General features: G+C 35.9%; 6 protein-coding genes. All 6 read left to right on the top strand.

Annotation, left to right across the window (positions count from 1 at the left end; translation table 11 throughout):
* Positions 1 to 6,502, top strand: a 6,502-nt coding sequence (locus DG435_RS11260) for a type I polyketide synthase (protein WP_108840607.1), incomplete at its 5' end; no start/stop codon positions are given.
* A 23-nt stretch (positions 6,503 to 6,525) separates the two neighbouring features.
* Positions 6,526 to 7,764, top strand: a complete 1,239-nt coding sequence (locus DG435_RS11255; protein WP_106794055.1) for a hypothetical protein — start codon at positions 6,526 to 6,528, stop codon at positions 7,762 to 7,764.
* A gap of 235 nt (positions 7,765 to 7,999) precedes the next feature.
* A complete protein-coding gene (locus tag DG435_RS11250) occupies positions 8,000 to 21,892 on the top strand; it encodes an SDR family NAD(P)-dependent oxidoreductase (RefSeq protein ID WP_106794054.1) in 13,893 nt (4,630 codons plus the stop codon).
* Positions 21,893 to 22,075: 183 nt separating this feature from the next.
* Positions 22,076 to 22,897, top strand: coding sequence for a C-GCAxxG-C-C family (seleno)protein (locus tag DG435_RS11245; RefSeq protein WP_024772257.1), 822 nt, complete (start codon positions 22,076 to 22,078; stop codon positions 22,895 to 22,897).
* An 18-nt stretch (positions 22,898 to 22,915) separates the two neighbouring features.
* On the top strand, positions 22,916 to 24,124 hold the full coding sequence (locus tag DG435_RS11240) for a cysteine desulfurase family protein (RefSeq protein WP_159025693.1): 1,209 nt from the start codon (positions 22,916 to 22,918) through the stop codon (positions 24,122 to 24,124).
* 162 nt (positions 24,125 to 24,286) lie between these two features.
* Positions 24,287 to 24,907 (top strand): class I SAM-dependent methyltransferase, encoded by a 621-nt coding sequence (locus DG435_RS11235; protein ID WP_106794052.1) that lies wholly within the window; start codon positions 24,287 to 24,289, stop codon positions 24,905 to 24,907.
* Positions 24,908 to 24,954 lie beyond the last annotated feature (47 nt).

Here is a 24,954-nt window from a genome sequence, read left to right as displayed (position 1 = left end):
GGGGAAGAATTGTATTAGTGAGATTCCTAAAAAGCGTTGGGATATTGATAAATATTATCAAAAAGGGGAGGCTGTTGCAGGCAAGACCTATAGCAAATGGATGGGCGCTTTGGAAGGGTATGATCTTTTTGATCCCTTATTTTTTAATATTTCTCCTATTGAGGCAGAGAGTATGGATCCACAGCAACGATTGTTTTTGGAGGCTTGTTGGCATACGATAGAACATGCAGGATACAATCCACATGTGCTTTCGGGTAGTAAATGTGGAGTATATGTAGGATGTGCAGCTGGAGACTATCTTCAACAATCAAAAAAACATCAATTGAGTGCTCAGGGATTTACGGGTGCAGCCGGTTCTATATTAGCAGCACGTATTTCTTACTTTTTAGATTTACAAGGTCCTTGTATCTCTATTGATACAGCCTGTTCATCTTCACTGGTGGCTATTGCCAATGCCTGTGATGGCTTGGTGTCGGGCAATATTGATTCTGCTCTGGCAGGTGGGGTTTATTTGATGGCAACACCTTCGATGCACATTATGAGTTCACAATCAGGTATGCTCTCTCCAGATGGTAAATGCCATACTTTTGATCAGCGTGCCAATGGTTTTGTACCGGGAGAAGGAGTTGGAGTGGTCATGCTAAAAAGATTGGAAGATGCAGAAAAAGATAAGGATACTATTCTGGGGGTTATCCAGGGGTGGGGTATTAATCAAGATGGAAAAACCAATGGCATTACGGCTCCTAACACAGAATCACAAATACAATTAGAACAACAGGTGTATGATCAATTTGATATAGATCCGAATAAAATTCAGTTGATCGAGACGCATGGTACAGGTACTAAGCTTGGAGATCCTATTGAGGTAGAAGGATTACGCAGGTCGTTTAAAAAATACACAGAGGAAAAAGAATATTGTGCTCTGGGATCTGTAAAGAGCAATATTGGTCATTGTTTAACTGCTTCAGGAGTGGCAGGGTTTATTAAGGTACTACAGGCGATGAAGTACAAACAGTTGCCACCCACTATAAATTTTGAACAGTTAAATGAGCATATCGATTTGAAGGATAGTCCTTTTTATGTGAATACAGATTTAAGGGATTGGGAAGTCAGGGAGTCACAACAACGTCAGGCAGCGATCAGTTCTTTTGGATTTAGTGGCACTAATGCTCATTTGGTGATAGGCGAATACGTTTCTCAGAACCAGAAAGTGGTTAAACGACCTGTTCAGGTCATTACACAATACTCGGATTTTATAGTTCCTTTATCAGCCAGATCTGAGGAGCAATTAAAACAAAAGGCTTCTGATTTACTGGGATATATTGAAGAGAAGAAAGGTTCTCTGGACTTGATTGAGATGAGCTATACTTTACAAGTAGGCAGGGAAGCGATGGAGGAACGCCTTGGTTTTATGGTGAAGGATATCGATCAACTTACAGAAAAGCTTAGAGCTTATGGTAATGGAGAGGATGCTATAAACGGTGTCTATTTGGGTCAGGTGAAGCGCAATAAAGAAGGTTTACGAATCATTAGTAATGATGATGAGATGAAAGAAACCATTATAGATACATATATACGTCAGAGGCAATTATCGAAATTACTGGATTTATGGGTTAAAGGATTGGAGTTGGATTGGGATAAACTCTACGGAGATCATAAACCTAATCGTATCAACTTGCCATTGTATCCATTTGCAAGAGAACGATACTGGATTGAAAGAACACTTGGTAATGATAAAAAAGAGAAAGAAAAGACTTTAGAAGTACTTCATCCATTAGTGCATAAGAATACTTCGGACCTTCATCAGCAAAGCTATAGCACCATATTTGATGGTGAAGAATTTTTTATCAAAGAGAATAAGATTCATGATAATAAAGTCCTACCAGGATTAGCTTGTTTGGAAATGGCTCGCGCTGCTATGATATTGGCTAATGCCCCTCAGAATGAATCTTCGATAATTGAATTACACCATATTTCCTGTACAAAACCAATTGTGGTTGAGGAAACAAAGGAAGTTGAAATAGCCTTGTTTGCAAGGGAGGGAGAAGATCGTATAAATGAACGAATAGATATTGAAATTTATAATACTGAAGAAGAACAGGAAGTATATTTTCAGGGACAAGTCACTTATAGCCATCAAAATATAACCGCTAAACTGGATATTTCCCAGCTCAAGGATGAAATGAAACAGATTTCTTCGAAATCCAATGATATCTATGCAAAATTATCTCAAATAGGACATGTCTATGGTTCTACTCTCCAGGGAATCTCAACTATTTATCGAGGAGATAATCAATTATTAGCAGAAGTAAGCATACCACTTCTAGAAGAAAATGATCAGAATGGATTTATACTCTACCCTGCGATCATGGAAGGAGTGATGCAGGCATGTATCGGTTTAATTACAGATATGAAATCTATAAGCCAACCATTATTCCTAGCTTCTTTAGATACCGCACGTATCGTATCTTCTTGTACTAAGGAAATGAATATCTGGGTACGTGTTAAGGATATGAAAGTAACTAATCTTATACTAGATATTGATCTTATAGACCAGCAAGGGAATGTTTGTATAGAAATGAGGGGATTATCTTTACAAAATTTTAGTGTAGATACTAATACTTCAGAAAATGTAGAAAAAGCAGTTGATATACATCAAGACAAGTATAGTGATACTGCCTTACAGTCAGAAGAAGCTTCTCAGGAATTATTTTTCAAGGAATATTGGCAAGATCAACCTCTTACTTTTGATACTTCATTACCCGATAACAAGCAGCTTATCATTTTTGCAGATAAAGAGTTTAAAGAGAGTATCATAAATAGCGATAATACTGACCAGTTTGCTAAAGCAATTTTTGTATTTCAAGAACAGAAATACAAAAAGGTCACAGACAAACTTTATCACTGTCGCTTCAATAATGTGATAGATATTCAAAAAGTACTTAAAGGTGTAAACGATAAAAGTAATAAGTCTATTGGACTAATATATACTTGGGCAAAAAATAATAAGGAAAAAGGTATTCATGCGTTGTTTAATGTATTCAAAGCTATTAAAAAATTTGACAATTCTGTTGATATTACGCTAGTAGGTAACTATGATCCTGCATCTGTAGAAACATGTTGGGATTATTCTTGGATAGGCTTTGAGCGTTCCTTAAAATTAGTATTACCTAATTCAAAGATATCATTACTTTATACAGATTCATCTGGATGTACGCCTCAGCAATTATTAGATGCCGTACAACATCCTGGAGTAATTTGGTATAAAGATCAGCAAAGGTTTGAACTGTCATACAAACCATTTGATCTTAATAATACTGTAAAAACACCAGTACTTAGAAAGAATGGAAGCTATTTAATTACCGGAGGTATCGGAAAGCTAGGATTCGAGTTAGCATGTTATTTAGCCAAGGAATATCAGGCAAAACTACTCTTACTTGGTAGGAGACCATTAACCTCTGATATTAAGGAAAAGATCGATAAGTTAAAACAGGAAGGAGCTCAGGAAGTTTATTATCAGTCTGTTAATATTAGTGATAGAAAATCTATGACGTCTTGGGCAAAAAAACTTCCTTTTAATCTATCAGGAATTATTCATACAGCGGGAGTTGAAGGTTCTGAGGTTTTCTATGAAAAAACAACAAAAAACATCAATGAAGTGCTTCAACCTAAATCTAAAGGCATAATAATATTAGATGAAATACTAAATAAACAACCTCTGGATTTTGTATGTTATTTTTCATCATCAGCTGCTATGTTGGGTGATTTTGGATCTTGTGACTATGCCATAGCAAATCGCTTTCTAATGGCTTATGCCAATTACCGTGAACAGAAAACTCAAAATAATGGAAAATCCATTGTTATAAACTGGCCTTTTTGGAAAGATGGAGGTATGGGTAAAGGCGATTTTGAGCAAGCTGCCTTTTATCTAAAAAGCAGTGGTCAGGAGGTACTCGAAACATCAGAAGGAATAACAATATGGAATGATATCATCCAATCCAATCAAACACAAATACTGGCGCTCAAAGGTAAACCTAGTCGTGTTGAACAATTCTTACATCGTGCCTATACAACTGAACAACTGAGTCAATCACAGTCGAATGTTGAAAACCAACGTTCCCACATGAGTAAAGGGTGGAAAATACAATATCAGGACCTCTCTCTAAAAGAATGTGTCTATTCTGATCTGATCAAGCTTGTATCTACAAGTTTGAAAATACCTTCAGAGAAACTGGATGGAGTAACCAACCTGGCAGATTACGGTTTTGATTCTATCAGTTTGACAACATTTGCCAAAGAACTAAGAGCATATTTCTTTATTACTATAACCCCTGCGGTATTTTATAACTATTCCACTATTGAGAAATTAAGTGATTACTTCGTAGAAGATTATCATAAACACTTAGAAGAATTTTATAGTAAATCACAGAGTAAAGTGATTGAGAGAGAACGGGTAGCAGTGAAAAACCCGGTATTAAATAAAACATCAATCCGAAAACGTTTCTTACAAACTAAATCCAAAGATACTTCAAACTTTTCGAGTTTGGATCAGGAGCCTATTGCCATTATAGGTATGTCAGGACGTTTCCCCGGCGCAGATACAACAGATCAACTATGGGAAATGTTAGAAAAGGGGGAGAGTGGTATTAGTGAAGTTCCTTTATCACGTTGGGACTGGCGCGATTATTTCTCAAAACCAGGTGATTCAGATAATAAAATCAGTACTAATAAAGGAGGTTTTATTAACAATGTGGATGAATTCGATCCTTTGTTTTTTGAAATAACACCCAGAGAAGCAGAAGCCATGGATCCCGGCCAAAGAATGCTTTTAATTGAAGCGTATAAAGCGATTGAAGATGCTCAAATAGACCCGTCATCGTTACGAGGAACTCCAGTAGGTGTTTTTGCAGGAATGGAAGAAAGCCAATATAGCTCACTTACTTCAGATGAACAGGGAGTTGGGAATAGTGGCAATGCCATGATATCTTCCAGACTTTCATACTATCTGGACTTACAGGGCCCTACAATTGCGACCAACACAGCCTGTTCTTCAGGATTGGTAGCCATGCATCAGGCAATTATGAGTTTACGAAACAGAGAATGTGAATCAGCATTAGTTGCCGGTATCTCTTCTTTGATTTTATCACCTAAATTCTATGTTAAGATGAGCCAGGCAGGAATGCTTTCGGAAGATGGTCAATGCTATAGCTTTGCTAAAAAAGCCAATGGTATCGGTGCTAGTGAAGCTATTGTAGTGCTAATGCTAAAACCTCTGTCAGCAGCCATTGAAGCAGGCAACCCTATTTATGGAACGATCAAAGCCAGCGGTATTAACTTTGACGGGAAAACCAATGGAGTTACTGCACCTAGCGGTAAAAGTCAAGAAGAACTAATTAAAAATATCTATACCAATTATAATATCAATCCCCGGGACATCTCGCATATTATTGCTCATGGCACAGGAACAAAATTGGGTGATCCCATTGAACTTAATGCCTTAAATGACGCTTTTAAAAAATTGATTAAAGAACAACCGCATTCAAAACAAACCACTAATTGCGCCATAACAAGTTGTAAAAGTAACTTAGGTCATACAATGGCCGCTTCGGGATTGGTAAGTGTAGTCAGCCTATTAAAAGGACTGCAGCATAATAAAATACCCGCTACTATTAACTGTGAGGATGAAAATGATTATATAAGCTGGGAGAACAGTCCATTTTATATCAATAAGATGACCAAGAAATGGGAAAAAGAACAAGGTAAATCTCGTGTGGGAGGCATAAGTTCTTTTGGTCGTAGTGGTACTAATGCTCATGTAGTCATTGAAGAGTATAAAACACCAACAGCTCCTGAATTTTCTTCTGTCACGAATCCTGAAGATGATACACAGGTTATGATTGTTCTATCTGCCAAAACAGAGGAGCAATTACTGCACAAAGTTAGTGACCTGTTAACTTTAATAAAAAAACCTGATCATGTTATTGATTTACTTTCTATAGCCTACTCCTTACAAGTAACCCGAGAAGTTATGGAGGTGCGTTTAGGGTTTATTGTGAGTTCTGTAGAGGAGTTAGTAGATAAACTAGAGGCATACCTTAATTCAGAAAGAAATATTGAAGGCTTTTATAAAGGAGAAGCAAAACACTATGACACCTCAATATCCATATTTAATTCAGATACCGATTTACAGGAAACTATTGATAAATGGATAGCAAATAAAAAACTTTCGAAGTTACTCGAGTTATGGGTTAAAGGCCTTAAAATAAACTGGAACAAGCTTTATGGAGAAGTTAAACCTAAATGCATCAGTTTACCCAAATATCCATTTGCCAAGGAGCGATATTGGATCAAAAAGGAAAAATCGAAACAAGTCATTGAAAATAGCCCTGTAGAGGTTAACAATAATTATGAAATCATAGAAGATCTCGTCAATCAGATAGAAAGTGAATCCATTGCAACAGATCAAGCCATTGGCTTACTAAAGAAATATAGCACATATTAATAAATACTTAAGATAAATTGATTATGCAAAGTATAAATGAAACCGTCATTCCCTTATTAAAAGAAGAATCATCTACCATAATAAAAGGTGAAAATGGAATAACCACAATAACCTTTTATCAAGGTGATCAAACGCACGCATCTAATGTTCTACGCGCCCGGTTAAAAGAAATTATCGATGATAACCCTTGGTTGGCCGGACGATTAGTAAAAAATAAGAAACATAAAAATTTACAACTTTCATACCCTTCTGGACCTATACCAGACAATGTGATAGAACGTATTTTCCTTGATAATCCTTCTCATATTAAAATTGGATCTAATACAAAATATGAGGAATTATTTAAAGTATCCAAACCTGCCATAGTGAAAAAGGGAGTGAAATTAATTAATAAAACAGATCCTGTAACCAAATTGACCATTGTTCCTGACCAGCATTCTCAGGGAAAAGGATTTGCTCTTGTTTTTTCAATTTCTCATGTGGTAGCAGATGGATATACGTATTATAAGATCTTTAACCAATTGTTTACTGATAAACCTGTGGAACGCTTGGCAGCACAACGAAATCAAAAAGCTGCTGATAGGGTGACTGAAGTTGTGGGTCAAAAATCATTTAAGTTTTTTCATTCTGCACCATTTATTTTAAACTTAGTGAAAGGAGCCATATTTGGTAAAAAAACAAAGTGCTATGGATTTTATGTAGAACCCAAAAAAATCGATACAGCCAAAAATCAAGTTAAGGAAAATTCAACATCAGGGGTAGATTATATTTCAACCAATGATATCCTTACTTCAAGCTTTGCAAAGGTAACTAATTCACGTATTTGCATTATGGCAGTTAATTTGAGGAGTTGGATCAAGGATATTGGTAGTGATGATGCAGGAAACTATGCAGGAGGACTTCTATTCGATAATGATACAGGTCATCATCCAGTTAATATTCGCAAGGCTTTTCAATCAGGATTACCTGTTCCAACTACAGCAAAGCCCTTACCTAAATTTGGTGAAGCACTGCAATGTAAGCTTGGTTTGATCAGTAGTTGGGCCGATTTTCAAGAAAGCCATGATTTGGAAAAATGTGAACAGTTATTTCATATTCCTTTATATGAAGCCAAGAAAGCTTTTCCATTAGACTCTGCAGTAGTTTTCAAAGCCAAACCAGAACAATTTGGAATTATATATTTTTCAAAAACAGTAGAACGAAATAAATTTTTGTCGGATTGTGAAATTGATGATACTATCTCATCAAAAATTTTCGATTAAAAAAAGCGTGTAAGCCTTTTATACAGCATTATCTTAAAACCTTTTAACCCACTTTTTGTATAAGAACTTTGTGATGAAGCTTTGAATTACCATAAATACTGATGGATTCTTAATTTTTGTAGAGCATCGCTATGGTGAAATTGAAAAACATAGTGAAACGGTAGTATTTGCAGTAGTTCAAAGATGTAATAAATTTTCTAATCATGAAGCGGGTTTAATCAATAGCAGTACTATAATGATTGATTTCATAGAATATGTAGTTTTAGAATTGAAGAGCAAGAGACTTTCAAAAGCAAATGCTCTAGATCTTATTAAACAATTTAGTCACCGTGCAGTAACCCATACTAACAGAGATGTTATACATCCCTTGTTACACAAGAATACATCCGATTTAAGTCAGCAAAGTTTTAGTACAACATTTAATGGGGAGGAGTTTTTTCTGAAAGATCATGAGGTAAAAGGACAAAAGGTTTTACCTGGAGTTGCTTATTTGGAAATGGCTCGAATGGCCTTTAGAAAAGCCTTATCCCTTCAGGAAGAATCAATTGTTGAATTACGTAATATTATATGGGCTCAACCGATTATAGTTCAGGAATCTAAAGAGATCACTATTGCTTTATTTGCTGATGAAACTGAAATAAGTAATGGACAGATAAATTACGAAATTTATAGCAGCGAACTAGAAACAGAAAATGGTATCAAAGAAACGATTCATTGCCAAGGTCAAGCTGTCTATATCAATAATTCAAAGTCTGTACAACTCGACATTGATAAACTCAAAATAGAAATGCAACAGGGAAAGATAGAGTCAAAGTCTATCTATGCAGCGTATTCCAAATTAGGTCTAAATTACGGAGCTACTTATCAGGGTATAAAAACGATATTTCAAGGTGAAGGACAATTACTGGCAGAATTAAACTTACATAAGGGTATTGGATCAGACCTTGATGAGTATACTTTACATCCTGGTTTGATGGATAGTGCGTTGCAGTCTGCTATTGGTTTATTTGGTAGTTTAGACCAAATACCCAGTAAGCCATCATTACCATTTGCTCTGGAGTCATTAAAGGTTTTTTCGAGTTGTACTAAAGAAATGTTTGCTTGGGTTAGATATGCAAAAGGAAATAAACCTACCGATAAAGTTACCAAGCTAGATATAGATTTGTGTAATCAGGAAGGTGTGGTTGTCATACAAATGAGAGGATTTTCTTCACGATTACTTAATGAAGATTCGGTGACCAGAGAAACCACTGTAACAGAAAAAGGAGTGTTGTTTGCTGCCCCTGTTTGGCAAGTGACAAAAGATATAAAGCCTTTCAGCGAAAATGGAATAGATGTATTGAAACAACGATATGTTTTTCTATGTGAAATTCCCCAGGTAAATACAAAACAATTGGAATCTCTTCTTGCTTCCAGTAAAGTGATGCATTTACAAAATACTCAGCAAAAAAATATAGCGGAGCGATTTAGTGACTATGCGCGAATTTGCTTTGAACAGATCCATGCTATACTAAATGATAAACCTCAGGATAAAGTGTTTATCCAAATTGTTACAACCAATAATAGTGAACAATCTATATTTACAGGTCTTTCTGCATTGATTAAAACCGCTACCCTTGAAAACCCTCAGTTAACGGGTCAGGTTATTGTTACTTACCCAGATATAACGATAAAAGAACTGACAGCGCAACTTCAGGAAAATCAAAACAAAACACAGGATACGATTATAAAATATGAACAAGGTACACGACATGTTTTGGGTTGGAAAGAAATACCAGTAATACCTAATAAACCCAGAATTGTTTTTAAGGATAATGGTGTCTATCTCATTACGGCAGGACTGGGAAATCTGGGTATAGTGTTTGCGAAGGAAATTTTGAAACAAACCCTGAATGCCAAAATCATTTTGACGGGAAGATCAAAGCTTACAGAAGAAAAACAAACCCTTATTGATGAAATAGGTGGTAAGGTTGGTCAACTCACTTATAAGCAATTAGATGTCACAGATTATGATAAAGTGAAACAGATCATTGTTTCAATAAAAAAAGAGCATAAAGGTGTTCATGGTATCATTCACAGTGCTGGAATGGTTTCGGATAACTTTATTCTCAAGAAAACACCTGAAGAGTTTAGTAAAGTTCTTGATCCTAAAGTTTTGGGGACGTATAATCTGGATGAAGCTAGTAAAAATATTGATCTTGATTTTTTAGTTTTATTCTCATCAATCTCGTCTATAACCGGAAATAGTGGTCAGGCTGATTATGCAACAGCCAATAGTTTTATGGACCAGTTTGCCGTTTATCGTAATCAATTGGTTGCGATTAAACAAAGATTAGGGAAAACTATAGCTGTTAACTGGCCTTTATGGCAAGAAGGAGGGATGAAAATCGATCAGTTGAAACAGGAAATGTTACTGCAGAGTACGGGTATGTACCCAATGAGTACAGAGACAGGAGTACATGCATTTCATAGAAGTTTACAACTAGCTCATGACCAATTACTTGTTGCAGAAGGTGATTTAAACCAATTAAATCAGGTATTATTTACTAATAACACTTCTGAAACGCCATCTTCAGATAGTATTACCCGGGAGAAAAAAGAATCAGTTGTTGAAATAGATAAAGGAAACCTGGAAGAGAAAACCCAGAATTATATCAAAAAACAACTTTCTGAATTGTTCAAGCTTCCATCTCATAAGATTGATCCACTTGCTCCTTTAGAAAAATATGGTATAGATTCTATTCTGGCAATGAACCTAACCAATCAATTAGAAAAAACTTTTGGTTCTCTGCCAAAAACACTCTTTTTTGAATATCAAACTATTCAAGAGCTTACAGATTACTTTATAAAATCATATTCGAAGAAACTGACTACACTCTTTGCTTCTTCATTAGAAAAAGATAGTTCGAAAAATAGAGATATTTCCATCCCCTCACCTGTTAAAACTCAATCAGAACAAGCTCATTTCAGAACCATTAGACGTCAAAGGAAGATTGAGGTTTCTGTAGATAAAAAAAATAATATCGATACAGATACTATTGCGATTATCGGTTTGAGTGGTCGCTATCCAAAAGCAACTAATATTGAAGCGTACTGGAATAACTTACGCGATGGTAAAGACTGTATTACTGAAGTACCAAAGAATCGTTGGGACTGGCATGAATATTATAGTCCAGATCGTAATAAAAGCGGGTATCATTATAGCAAATGGGGAGGATTTATTGATGGTGTTGACGAATTTGACCCTTTATTTTTTAATATTTCACCTCTAGAAGCAGAGATACTGGATCCCCAAGAACGTTTGTTTTTACAACATGCATGGATGGCTATAGAAGATTCAGGCTACTCTAAAGCTGGTCTACAAATACCGCACAAATTTGGACAGGCAGGACAAGTCGGTGTATATGCTGGAGTTATGTACAGTGAATATCAACTTTATGGTATTGAAGCCAGTAAGAGAGGGCAACGAATTGGAGTTCCCGGGAGTTATGCCAGTATAGCAAACAGAGTCTCTTATATGTTAGATCTTCATGGACCTAGTATGACAGTCGATTCTATGTGTTCCTCATCCTTAACGGCTATTCATTTAGCATGTCAGGATTTAAAACAAGGGCGAACCAGTTTGGGAATTGCAGGAGGGGTCAATGTTAGTATTCATCCCAACAAATATATGGTAATCAGTGCTGGGCAATATATTTCAAGTGATGGACATTGCCAAAGCTTTGGAGAAGGAGGCGAAGGCTATATCCCGGGTGAAGGTGTAGGTGTGGTTGTATTGAAAAGATTATCTGAAGCGGAAAGAGATGGAGATCATATCTACGGCATTATTAAAGGTAGTACTCTTAATCATGGAGGTAAAACTAATGGTTATAGTGTGCCTAATCCAAAGGCACAATCTAATCTTATTAGTAATATATTAAAAGAAACAGAGACAGATCCTAGACATATAAGTTATATTGAAGCACACGGAACAGGAACTAAACTAGGCGATCCTATTGAAATATCAGCCTTAAATAAGGCATTTAAACAAAGCACATCAGATACAGGATTTTGTTTACTGGGCTCTGCTAAATCCAATATAGGTCATTGTGAGTCGGCCGCTGGTATTGCAGGACTAACCAAAGTATTGCTACAATTAAAACACAGAGAAATAGTTCCATCTCTGCATTCAAAAAACTTAAACCCTAATATAGATTTTGAGAAGACCCCGTTTATTGTCAACCAAACATTAAAAGCATGGGAACAACCCATAATTGATGGTATCCCACAACCTCGGATAGCTGGCGTTTCATCTTTTGGTGCTGGAGGGGCAAATGCACATATTATTGTTCAGGAATATGTAGCACCCGAAAAGGTAAGTCAATCCAGAATTTCTACTGATTCGGATTCAAAAACTATCATTCCTTTATCAGCTAGAACACCAGATCAACTTAAACAAAAAGCTCTTGATCTTCTCGATTTCCTTCAGAAGGAAAAAACAAAAAAACAAGATCAGGCTATTGAATCGGTTGATCTTACCGAAATGGCATACACGCTACAGGTAGGAAGAGAAACAATGGATATGCGACTTGGCTTTATGGTAAGTTCAGTTGATGATTTGATCCAAAAGCTTGAAGCATATATCAATGGTGAAAAGGATATTGAAGATACATATCAGGAGTATACAAACAAGGATAAAGACACTTTATTGGTATTTAATGCAGATGTAGATTTTGAGCAAACTGTTGATAAATGGATAGCTAGGAGGAAATTATCTAAACTTCTGGATTTGTGGGTTAAAGGCTTAAACTTGGATTGGAATAAATTCTATGGAGAGAATAAACCTAAACGTATAAGTTTACCTGTATACCCTTTTTCTAAGGATAAGTATTGGATCGATGTAAAAATGAATAATCAAAGTACGGTTGATGGAAAAATCACATCGATATTGCATCCTTTACTACATAGTAATACTTCAGACCTTAGCAAACAGAGTTATAGCTCTATCTTTAGTGGCGAAGAGTTTTTTCTTGCAGATCATCAGGTGAAAATTAAAGAAGATGAGATAAGCAAAGTATTACCAGCAGTAGCTTACCTTGAAATGGCACGGGTGGCAATAGAGAAAGCCACTCCTGTTAAAACAAGATCAGGTATTCTGGAACTTCATAACACCGCATGGGCTCAACCACTCGTGGTAGAGAAAGATAAGCAGGTAGAAATAGCTTTGTTTATTAAAGGTGAAAACCAGATTGATTATGAAATTTATAGTAAGAATAATGAGGAGGAAATTGTTCACTGTCAGGGAATAGCTAAGTATAGCACTTATCTTTTGCCTGAAAAATTAAATATAGAGCAACTCAAAGGACAAATGAATAGAGGCAGCATAGAAGCAGCTACCTTATATTCAATATTTAAATCTATAGGGCTTGTTTATGGTTCTGCCTATCAAGGGATCACTAAGGTTTATCAAGGAGAAAAACAGCTCTTGGCACAATTGAGTTTGCCATCAGTTGTTAAAGCAAACCAAAAAGACTATTTGTTGCATCCGAGTTTGATGGATAGTGGTTTACAAGCTGCTTTTGGTTTGATAGATGATTTAACTACGATTCCTTCACAACCTTCTGTACCCTTTGCTTTGGAGACTATACGAATACTATCTGCTGTTACAGAACACATGTTTGCTTGGGTTCGTTACTCAGAAGGAAGTCTGCCTACCGATGCTATTACCAAACTAGATATTGATATATGTGATCAAGAGGGGAATGTATGTGTACAAATGAAAGGATTATCTTCCAGGCAATTAAAGGAAGACACCATTGGTTTAAAAAATAAGGATATAGGCACTTTAATGGCTAAACCTTTATGGAAGAGCTGTGAAATAGCTCATATATCAGAAACTACCGAAGCTAAATTTGATGAGAAACATGTTATTTTGTGTGAAATATCTGGTGCAGAAGCAAGTCAGCTTGAAACATTAATTCACAATAGCCATTGTATACAACTTGAAGCCTCACAAAAAAATATAGCAGAACGTTATAACAATTATGCATTGACTTGTTTTGAACATGTTCAGAAAATAATAAAGAATAAACCCAAAGGAAAGGTTCTTATCCAAATTGTAGTTGCCGATAACAAGGAACAGGTACTTTTTTCAGGATTATCAGGATTACTAAAAACTGCAGCTCTGGAAAATCCAATGCTAACCGGTCAAATTATCCTCACAAAATCAAGTATACATACAAAAGAACTGGTAGGTCAACTACAGAAAGCAGCAACTCTACCAGAAAAATCTATTATAAAATATGAAAATAGCACTTCATATATTTTACAATGGAACGAAGTAAAAGCAAATCAGGAGAATACTAAACCTGTATTCAAAAATCAAGGCGTTTACTTGATTACGGGAGGTCTTGGTGCTTTGGGAGTTTTGTTTGCCAAGGAAATTTTACAACAAGCCAAAGAGGCAAAGGTTATAGTAACCGGGCGCTCTGAACTGATAGAAGAAAAGCAGATAATTTTAAATGAACTGAACTCGGGTACTGGTCAGGTTGAATATCAACAGCTAGATCTTAATGATCTGAATCAAGTAGAAAAACTTATAGCTACTATTGAAAAGAAAAATGGAAAACTTAATGGTATAATTCATAGTGCCGGTATGATATCAGATAACTTTATTCTGAAGAAAACCAGTGCCGAATTTACTAAAGTGTTAGCACCCAAAGTTACCGGAACGTACAATTTAGATCTGGCTAGTAAAAATATTAATCTTGATTTCTTAGTATTGTTTTCATCACTATCAGGTGCGATGGGTAATCTGGGACAGTCGGATTATGCAACAGCTAATGCCTTTATGGACCAATTTGCGAGTTACCGTAACCAATTGGCAGATCAAAAATTAAGACATGGACATACCCTTTCTATCAATTGGCCTTTGTGGGAAGGCGGAAACCTGAGTATTACTCAGAAAAATATTGAAATGCTCCAGCAAGCAACGGGAATATCTCCTATGCAAACTTCATCTGGTATCAAGGCATTATATAGAAGTATGACCTTACAGGATAATCAAGTTTTGGTTATGGAAGGAAATGTTCAGAAAATGCGCTCAATCTTACTTTCTAATCAAGCTCATAAGGTAGAACATAGACTAGAAGTTACAACTATAAAGAACAAAGAGTCCTCACAAGCTTCTATAGTAGATTCAAATATCCTTTTAGATAAAACCATAAGCTATCTTCGAAAACTGTTTGCAGAGGTTTTAAAAATTAAGACTCATGAACTTGATCCAAAAGCACCACTAGAGAATTATGGTATTGATTCTATACTCGCTATGAGATTGACCAATATACTTGAAAAAACTTTTGGCTCTCTTTCTAAAACCTTGTTTTTTGAATATCAGACTTTAAAAAGCTTAGCAGGATTTTTTGCCAAAACATATCCCCAAATTATTCAGGAACGTGAAGGGACTCAACAAACAGTATCTTCATCGATAGAATTGCCTAAGGATACAATTAAGAAACAATCACCGACTTCTACAATGTATTCAAGTAATCGTTTCTTTACTAATGAGGTCAACGTTCAGAGAGAAGTTGCCATTGTAGGATTAAGCGGTAAATATCCATTGGCAGAGAATATGGAAGAATTTTGGGAAAACCTGAAAAATGGTCGGGATTGTATTACACAAATTCCAGAGGGACGTTGGGATACAGATCGTTTTTTTGATCCTAAACGTAATCAAGTTGGGAAAAGCTATAGTAAATGGGGAGGGTTTATTTCTGATGTCGATAAATTCGATCCGTTGTTTTTTAATATATCACCTAAAGAGGCTGAATTAATTGACCCTCAGGAACGACTTTTTGTCGAAACTGCATGGCAAACCATTGAAGATGCTGGCTATAGTAAAGAAAATATCTCAACACTGGGACGAGTTGGTGTGTATGTTGGAGTTATGTATGGACAATATCAACTTTATGGGGCAGAAGCTATGTTGGCAGGTAATGCTGTTGTTCCAGGTTCATCTTATGCATCAATCGCAAATAGAGTTTCTTACTTCTTAGATCTGCATGGACCCAGTATTGCTTTAGATACTATGTGTTCGTCATCTTTAACAGCTATTCATCAGGCTAGTGAAGAAATACGGAAAGGTGAAATAGAAGCAGCCATTGCCGGAGGGGTTAATGTATCTATACATCCTCATAAATATCTCATGCTAAGTCAGGGTAATTTTGCAGCCAGTGATGGCAGGTGCAGAAGTTTTGGAGAAGGTGGAGATGGATACGTTGCTGGTGAAGGTGTTGGAGCTGTTCTGCTCAAATCTCTTGATAAAGCCATCGAAGATGGTGACCACATATATGGTATAGTGAAATCCAGTGTAATTAACCATGGAGGAAAAACGAATGGGTATTCGGTACCAAACCCTAATGCACAAGGGGATTTGATTCGGGAATCACTTAAAAAAGCCAAAGTTGATCCTTCAACATTGGGATATATTGAAACTCATGGTACAGGTACAGCTTTGGGAGATCCTATCGAAATTACCGGATTAAATAAAGCTTTTGGAGAATCAATTTCACAAAAACAAGTATGTCCGATAGGCTCTGTTAAATCAAACATAGGGCATCTGGAATCGGCAGCAGGAATAGCCGCAGTTACTAAGGTATTACTGCAGTTGAAACATAAAAAACTAGTTCCTTCTTTACATGCAACTACATTAAATCCTAATATTAATTTTAAAGACTCACCTTTTTATGTACAGCAAGAATTAGCAACCTGGAAAGATTATGAAGAACACCCCAGACGAGCTAGTATAAGTTCTTTTGGTGCGGGAGGTTCGAATGCACACCTTATTATAGAAGAATATAAAAACAGTAACGACAACAAAACCGAATCTTACTACAATGGACCTCAGTCGTTTGTTCTCTCTTCGAGAGATAAAAATACACTTTTGAAGTATGTCAAGAAGATGACAGGTTTTCTTAGAAGAAACAAAGATATTGAACTAGAGGAGTTGGTATATACCTCACAAGTAGGAAGGACACCAATGAATGAGCGTCTTGTGATCGTAACTACTAATATAGATGAACTTGTCGAAAAACTGGATCAATGGGCATCAATACACGAAGTAAAAAATCATACAGTATTAAAAAGAGGTACAAATGAGTTAGAAGGTGTATACTATGGAAATATTAAGAAAGCTTCTTCCGACACCATTGCCTTATTGGAAGGAGAAGAAGGCAACGCTTATCTGAAGGTGATTATGGAGGCCCGTAATCAGGAAAAATTGGCTAAACTATGGATATCAGGAGCTGATATTGATTGGTCTCTGTTCTATCAGAATGTTCGCCCAAAGCGTATTTCTCTTCCCACGTATCCTTTTGCTAAAGAGCGATATTGGATTACTAAACCTGCATTTTCTCTGCCTGTCGATTCACAGATAATACAAGGAAACAATATTGAGGATACATCTGAAGAAGAGAAAAAGAAATTACATTACTGCACTAAATGGGTTGAACAAAATCTTGATGTGTCTGAAGAAAAATCACCAGAGAATGGTTTCATACTAATCCTGGATACCTCAGAAGAACTTTTCCTTACTCTAAAAAAACAATCAAATCAATATCCAGAAGGGAATTCATATATTTTGTTAAAACCAGGATATGCTTTTGAAGAAATAGAGTCATCTGTTTTTACTATTGACTTTCAGAAGGAAGAACACTTTAAAGAACTGGTAGAACACCTTAGCATAAAAGACCAGCTTCCTTATCGAATTATTCATCGGGAGTTAGAGCCAGATGGTTTAGATGAGAAAGAAAACATAACTCATCAGCTCAATTATAGTATTTATACCTTGTTTAATCTATGCAAGGCTTTAATAGAACAAAAACATCAAACCTCGCTTCAGATTTTGTCAATTTTCTCGGGTAATACAAATTTAACTGTTCCATACAATGCTGCACTAGGAAGCTTTTTCAAAACCTTAACTCTAGAGAATCCTTACTATAAAGGAAAGATTGTTGAGGTTAAGGATAGTAAGCAAGTCGCTATGGTAGAAAAGGTTCGTATTATTAGGGATGAATTCAGTGATGAAAACTGGAGGAAGAATGAAATTCGTTATAAATTCCTAAAAGATAAACAAACCTATGTTCGTTATGTCAAGGAACTAACTCAATTTACCAATATTGAAAAGAATACAGATCGTTTACCATTAAAGCAGAACGGTGTTTATATAGTATCAGGAGGTCTAGGTGGGTTAGGTCTTATTTTTAGTGAATATCTGGCTAAAAATTACCAGAGTAATTTGATTCTTTTTGGGAGATCCCCCCTTAAAGCAGCACAAAAGAAAAAAATCGATATACTTAAAGCTTATGGCTCTAAAATCTTATACCTGCAAGCTGATGTATCCAAATTAGAAGATGTGGAGGCCATTGTAAAAACGGCAAAGACAAATTTTTCACAGATCAACGGAGTGATTCATGGCGCAGGAATTAACCGGGATTCGTTTATTCTCAAGAAATCTAAAGAAGAGATAGACAAAGTATTAGCTCCCAAAATTTACGGAACAATTAATTTAGACCTAGCTACGAGAGATGAAAATTTGGATGTCTTTATCATGTTTTCTTCAATCGCAGGTGTGTTAGGTAATATAGGACAATCCGATTATGCCTATGGCAATCATTACCTCAATTCATTTGCAGAAAATAGGGAAGCTCTGGTAAGAGAACAAAAACGCTACGGCAAAACGCTGGCAGTTAACTGGCCTTATTGGGAAGAAGGAGGAATGCGTATTTCTGATGAAGAAGTTACTTTGATCCAAAAGGAAACAGGTCTTTGCCCTATATCTATAGAAGAAGGGATACAATTTCTAGAAGAATTTCTATTATCTGATGTATCTCAGGGTATTCCACTATATGGTTTCCCATCAAGAATCAGGACTTATATTGATCGAACTGCTAAAAAAGTTGAAAAAAACAAGCAGATCCAAGCTAATACAATAGATATTGATATTCTTCTTGAAAAAACAGAAGAGTATCTTAAAACACTGATCGGAAAAGAGATTAAACTTGATCCGAATCGAATTGATCCTGAAGAACATTTTGAGTCCTTTGGTATTGATTCTATAAGTATTAACCAGATAAATTTAAATCTTGAAAGAGACTTAGGAGATTTGCCAAAAACTTTATTTTATGAATATTCTACTATAGGAGAATTGGCTGCATATCTGATTCAGGAAGAACAGGAGACGTTAATCCAATTCCTAAATATAGAAGGTTTGATAAACTTATCAAGTAATCAGATTAAACCACAGTATGAAACAGAAATCCAAAGAGAACCTGTAAGAGAAAGCAAACAGCAAATAAAGGATGCAATTGATGAACCAACTACTTATCAGGATTCAGAATCGATTGCCATTATTGGAGTGCATGGAAGCTACCCTCAATCTGAAAATTTGGATTCATATTGGGAAAGTCTGAAACAAGGAAAAGATTTAACGGACTTAGTACCTAAAAGTCGATGGGATTTTGAAGAATTTTATGATGGAGATCCAGAGAAAGCGGCAGAAGGAAAAATTTATGGCAAGTGGGGAGGTTTTATAAGTGATGTTGACAAGTTTGACCCTCATTTTTTCAATATCACTCCGGAAGAAGCCAGGATAATGGATCCGCAAGAGCGACTTTTTTTACAATCTGTTTGGGCTACCATAGAAGATGCAGGGTATACAAAAGATAGTCTGAAAAAACGATATCCTAAGGCCAAAAGTGCTAATGTAGGAGTTTTTGTAGGCGTTACAACAAATACCTATAACCTGTTGGCATCTGAAGAATGGAGTAAAGGAAATACAGTTCCTAGTGCCCACCCCTGGTCGATTGCTAACCGTATATCCTACTTATTTGATTTTAACGGACCTAGTATGCCTGTTGATACAGCTTGTTCATCTTCTTCAGTGGCGATACACCTTGCATGTGAAAGTCTAAAAAAACAGGAATGTCAGGTCGCTGTTGCTGGCGGTGTAAACTTATATTTGCATCCATCTAAATATCATTCATTATGTAAGAATCGAATGATATCCCTGGGAGGAAAATGCCATAGTTACGGTAAAGGAGATGATGGTTTTGTTCCTGGTGAAGGAGTAGGATCGGTTCTGCTAAAACCACTCAGTAAAGCCATTGAGGATGGTGATCATATATATGGTGTACTGGCAGGGAGTGCGTTTGATCATAGTGGCAGGTCGAATGGATATTCTGCTCCAAATCCTAATGCCCAGGCAAATTTGATAGAGCATACCCTTCAAAAGGCTCAAATCCATCCCGAAACCATAAGTTATATAGAAGGGCATGGCACAGGTACACAGCTGGGAGATAGCCTTGAAATTGTGGCTTTAACTAATGCATTTCAAAAACAAACTGTAAAAAAACAAGTTACCGCTATTGGATCAGTCAAATCCAATATTGGGCACCCTGAGTCAGCAGCAGGAATTGCAGGAGTAGCAAAAGTACTTTTGCAAATGAAATATCAACAGTTAGTGCCTACAATTAATTCTGATGAAATAAATCCAAATATTAATTTCAAAGAATCACCATTTTATCTCCAACATCAATTGACTTCATGGGAATCTCCCTCGGGGAATCCTCGTAGAGCACTTATAAACTCGTTTGGAGCAGGAGGAGTGAATGCATGTTTAATACTAGAGGAATATAGGAATGTAAAAGCTGAAGAGGTACACTCGAAAGAAGGGCCACATCTTATAATATTTTCTGCAAAAAATGATGAACGTCTTAAGGAATATTCGAATCGGCTACTCAATTATATAGAAAAAGAAAAACAAGTGAACCTTGCAGATCTATCTTTTACCTTACAAGTTGGTCGGGAAGTGATGTCAGAAAGATTGGCGATTGTTGCTTCAAATAGAGAAGAACTCATAATTCGATTGAAAGATTGGGAACAACAAAACGAGTCTGATCATATTTTTAGAGGTAAGCCAAATCCTAAACGAGGAAGAAAGAAAATACTCAATAACGAAGAAGAACTTCGTTCTCTTTTTGAGGCAGGTGATCTGGGTAAACTCGCGCAATTATGGGTTACCGGAGTTGAAATGGATTGGGAAAGGTTATATACTCGGGATAAGCCCAATAGGATATCACTGCCTACTTATCCTTTTGCCAAAGAAAGGTATTGGGTATCAGATCGAGTAATTGAAGAAAAGAGAACGGTAACCAAACCCATAGGTGCTCAACTACATCCTTTAATTTCATATAATTCATCTACATTAAGAGAAGTTCGTTTTAGTTCATGGTTATCTGATAGAGAGTTTTATGCATCGGATCATAAGGTTAATAAAGAGAAAATCTTTCCAGGTTCAGGGTTTATTGAAATTGCAAATATTTCAGGAAACCTCGCAGGAGAACAAAAGGTTAGTAAGATTAAGGATATTGTGTGGGCTCACCCATTAAGTTTTAAGAAAGGCTCACAGTTTATTAATACATCATTAAAACCTAATGGTATTGGTACTGAATTTAAAATTACTTCACTTGATGATGAAAATGAACAAATAATTCATTCTGAAGGGAAGTTGTTTTTTCAAAACGGTAATAAACATTCAGCAGATACTGAAAATATTTCAATACAAAAGCTTAAGGAACAGTGTTCTGAGCCTCAGAATGGCTCATACTACTATAATATCTTTAACCAGGTAGGTTTTAATTATGGCTTAGCATTTAAAACTATTCAGGAATTTTATATCAATGAATCCTTTGCTTTATCTAGGTTGAAATTAACAGATCATTTATTAATCGATTCTGATCGATTCATTCTTCATCCTTGTATTGTCGATGGCGCTTTACAAACTGTTGCTGGATTGATTGGACAGATGGAATCAGCAACTCCACATGTACCATTTGCTATCGATGAAATAGAAATTTTTCGCTCATTACCTCATACCTGTTATGCTTATGTGGAACACGTAGAGGAAGAAGTTCGGTCTCCAGCAAGTATCAAAAAATTCAATATAAAAATTATCAATGAAGCAGGAGATGTTTTAGTTAGGATTAAAAACTTTTATGTAAGAGCATTTAATAAGGTTGATACTGATCAGGATAATCTACATACCGATCAAGTTATAGAATCTAATAGTATGGCTTTCGAAGTAAGCTCATAATATGGATGGGTTGTGAATTCAACAAAATCATATTTCAAAATCATAAAACTGTTGTAATAAGAAACACACAAAAGGTACCCTAGTCACACAAAGGGTTTCTTTTAATAAACATAATTCAATCTTTCTAACAAGAGAAATGGGTTATGAACTATATATAATTAAAAACTCACTAAAATTTCCATTATGAAGGCTATTAAAGAAGGTTTAAAAGTATTATCCAGAGGAACTTGTGGTACAGCATTTTGTTCTCTGTTAAATAGCGAGTATGGTGTTCCGAATGAAATAGCAGAGATTGCGGCATCTCCTTTTGCAGGAGGACTATTGAATAGAGGATACCAATGCGGAATGATCGGAGGAGCCGTTTTGGCTGCCGGAGCAGAATCATACCGAAGAAATGAAGACACAGGAGAAGCAATAGCAATGGCTATAACAGCTACACAACATCTGATGGAATCCTTTAAAAAAAGAACAAATACGATAAGTTGCCGTGATATTACAGATATGGATCTTACTGGTAAATTAGCTCCGCTAAAAGTATTATTTACGGGAAAAGCATTTGGTTGTATGAAGCTGGCAGGAAGATGGGCTCCCGAAGCAATTAAATCAGCAGATGAAGGCTTATCGGATGAATCTGTAAGTTTCTGTCCGGGATCGGTAAGTTGTGCATCTGAGGTGGTTAGAAAAATGGGAGCTACAGAAGAAGAAATGCTTATGGTAGCTGGATATGCCGGAGGGCTTGGTTTAAGCGGAAAAGAATGCGGAGCGCTAAGTGCTGCGATTTGGTATAAAATGGTGGATTGGATAAAAAAGAATCCTGGTAAATCACCATCGTCATTTGATAGCCTGGAGACCAAAAAGATGCTGAGAGCGTTTTATGTTCAAACAGACTCTGAAGTATTATGCAGTAAAATTACAAACAAAGAATTTAAGGATATAGATGATCACTCCGAATATATTAAGAATGGAGGTTGTAAGAAGATCATCGATGCACTTGCTGCACTATAATTTAAAAATATGATTGCCATGCTAAAACAAATATTGAACAAGCGAAATGTTTATTTCGATCATAACGCAACGACTCATATTGCACCATCTGTAAGAAGCGTAATGAACCGGGTATTGAAATCTTATTGGGGAAACCCCTCATCAGGGTATTCTAAAGGGAGAATGTCTGCACAAATTATTGAAAAAGCTCGTGAACAAGTTGCTGCCGCGATCGGAGCTCATTCACATGAAGTGTATTTTTCTAGTTGTGCAACCGAGTCCAATAATGCGTTATTGAAAACAATAAGTAATCATTTCTATCCAGATAAAAACAAAATAATATCTACACCAATTGAGCATCCTTCGGTGATTCAAACACTAGAGTATTTAAAGACCAAAAATATAGATGTTCAATATTGTCCTGTAGATAGTTCTGGACGTGTATTGCTTAAAGAGCTTGAAGCAATGATAGATGATCGAACTTCTATGGTTTGTTGTATGTTGGCAAATAATGAAATAGGAACGATTCAGGATATTAAAAAAATATCTGAAATGGCCAAGGCTAAAGGTGCTCTGGTTTTTTCTGATTGTGTGCAGGCATTAGGCAAAATCCCTATAAACGTGAAGGAATTAGGAGTCGATTATGCTACATTTTCTGCTCATAAACTCTATGGTCCTAAGGGGATAGGTGCCTGGTATGCCAAAATCAGCTGTCCTCTGGAACCTTATATTCATGGAGGACATCAAGAAGAAGGAATGCGAGCAGGTACAGAATCCATTCATAATATCGCAGGTTTTGGAGAAGCTTGCAGGCATGTAAATAAACTTGTATCTCTTTCAATAAAAAATGAGCCTCTTAAAAAAATATTCATTAATGAATTGAAAGCGATAAAAAGTGATATCATTATTAATTCTCCAATAGATAACTGTTTGACAAATACCATTAATTTAACCTTTCCAGGTATTGGCAGTGGTGACTTAATGAAATCACTGGATTATAAGGGAATTGCTGTTTCTTCTGGCTCTGCGTGTAGTGCATCATCTAATAAACCCTCCCATGTTTTAAAAGCAATAGGATTAACAGATGAGGCAGCACAGGAATCTATCCGGATCAGCTTTGGATCGAAGACAAAACACCAACATATCAGGTACGCTTTAAAGGTGATGAAAGAATATATTGAAGAAATAAAATGCGAAAAATCAAATTCATCTGTAAAGATCAATAGACCAGGCTTGAATTATAAATAGGTGAAGATGTCACTCAGGTAAAAAAAGCATTAAAAATTTTAAGCAATTATTTAATGTGAAGAAATGATTAAATCTTTAGTGCTATAGCGAAGTGTTTGCACTCATTCTCAATTTTATAACTAATTTGGGGATAAATGATTACTAAAATTTAAATGTATAAAAATGTATAAATCCGAAAAATTTTGGGATAAAAGTGCGAATGGGTACGATAAGGAAGAAATGAAAGATAGAGAGGTGCGAATTAAAATTCTTCAAAAAATCAAGGGATATCTCAAAAAAGAGGATAATGTTCTGGATTATGGATGTGCCACAGGAATATTAGCTAATGAAATCGCTAGTAATGTTGATAAGGTTTACGGTATTGATATATCGTCTGAAATGATCCGGATTGCCCAGGACAAAGCCAATGAATTACAGATTCAAAATGTAGATTATTCACATACCACAATATTCGATATGAACTATAAGTCAGGAAACTTTGATATGATACTAGCAGTCTATATGCTTCATTTATTAGAAGATTTACCCAAAGCTTTGGAAAGGATTCATGAATTGTTAAAACCAGGAGGAGTATTTATTTCTGTAACACCTTGTTTGGGAAAAAGATCTTTTGTGGGAATTGCACTATCGCTTGTCAGTAAAATCGGATTAATTCCGAAACTGAAAACATATACTGTTTCAGAATTAGAAAACTCAATAAAGGATACGGGATTTGAAATTTTTGAAACCGAATGTTTGCACCGCAGAGGGCGTCAACATTTTATTGCAGTAAGAAAAAATTAGGATGTTTAGTGTTAAGAAAATTATTCAAAAATAAAAATAGATTAAAA

Source organism: Aquimarina sp. Aq78 (assembly GCF_900299525.1).
In the GTDB taxonomy this organism is placed as follows: Bacteria; Bacteroidota; Bacteroidia; order Flavobacteriales; family Flavobacteriaceae; genus Aquimarina.
The sequence above is the reverse complement of the archived record's forward strand: the minus strand, read 5'-3'. Positions and strand labels throughout refer to the sequence as shown.

Bases quoted from the DNA above. Each gene is read 5' to 3' on its own strand.
- DG435_RS11235 (WP_106794052.1), top strand. From the start codon at position 24,287: ATGTATAAATCCGAAAAATTTTGGGATAAAAGTGCGAATGGGTACGAT.
- DG435_RS11255 (WP_106794055.1), top strand. From the start codon at position 6,526: ATGCAAAGTATAAATGAAACCGTCATTCCCTTATTAAAAGAAGAATCA.
- DG435_RS11245 (WP_024772257.1), top strand. From the start codon at position 22,076: ATGAAGGCTATTAAAGAAGGTTTAAAAGTATTATCCAGAGGAACTTGT.
- DG435_RS11240 (WP_159025693.1), top strand. From the start codon at position 22,916: ATGCTAAAACAAATATTGAACAAGCGAAATGTTTATTTCGATCATAAC.
- DG435_RS11250 (WP_106794054.1), top strand. From the start codon at position 8,000: ATGATTGATTTCATAGAATATGTAGTTTTAGAATTGAAGAGCAAGAGA.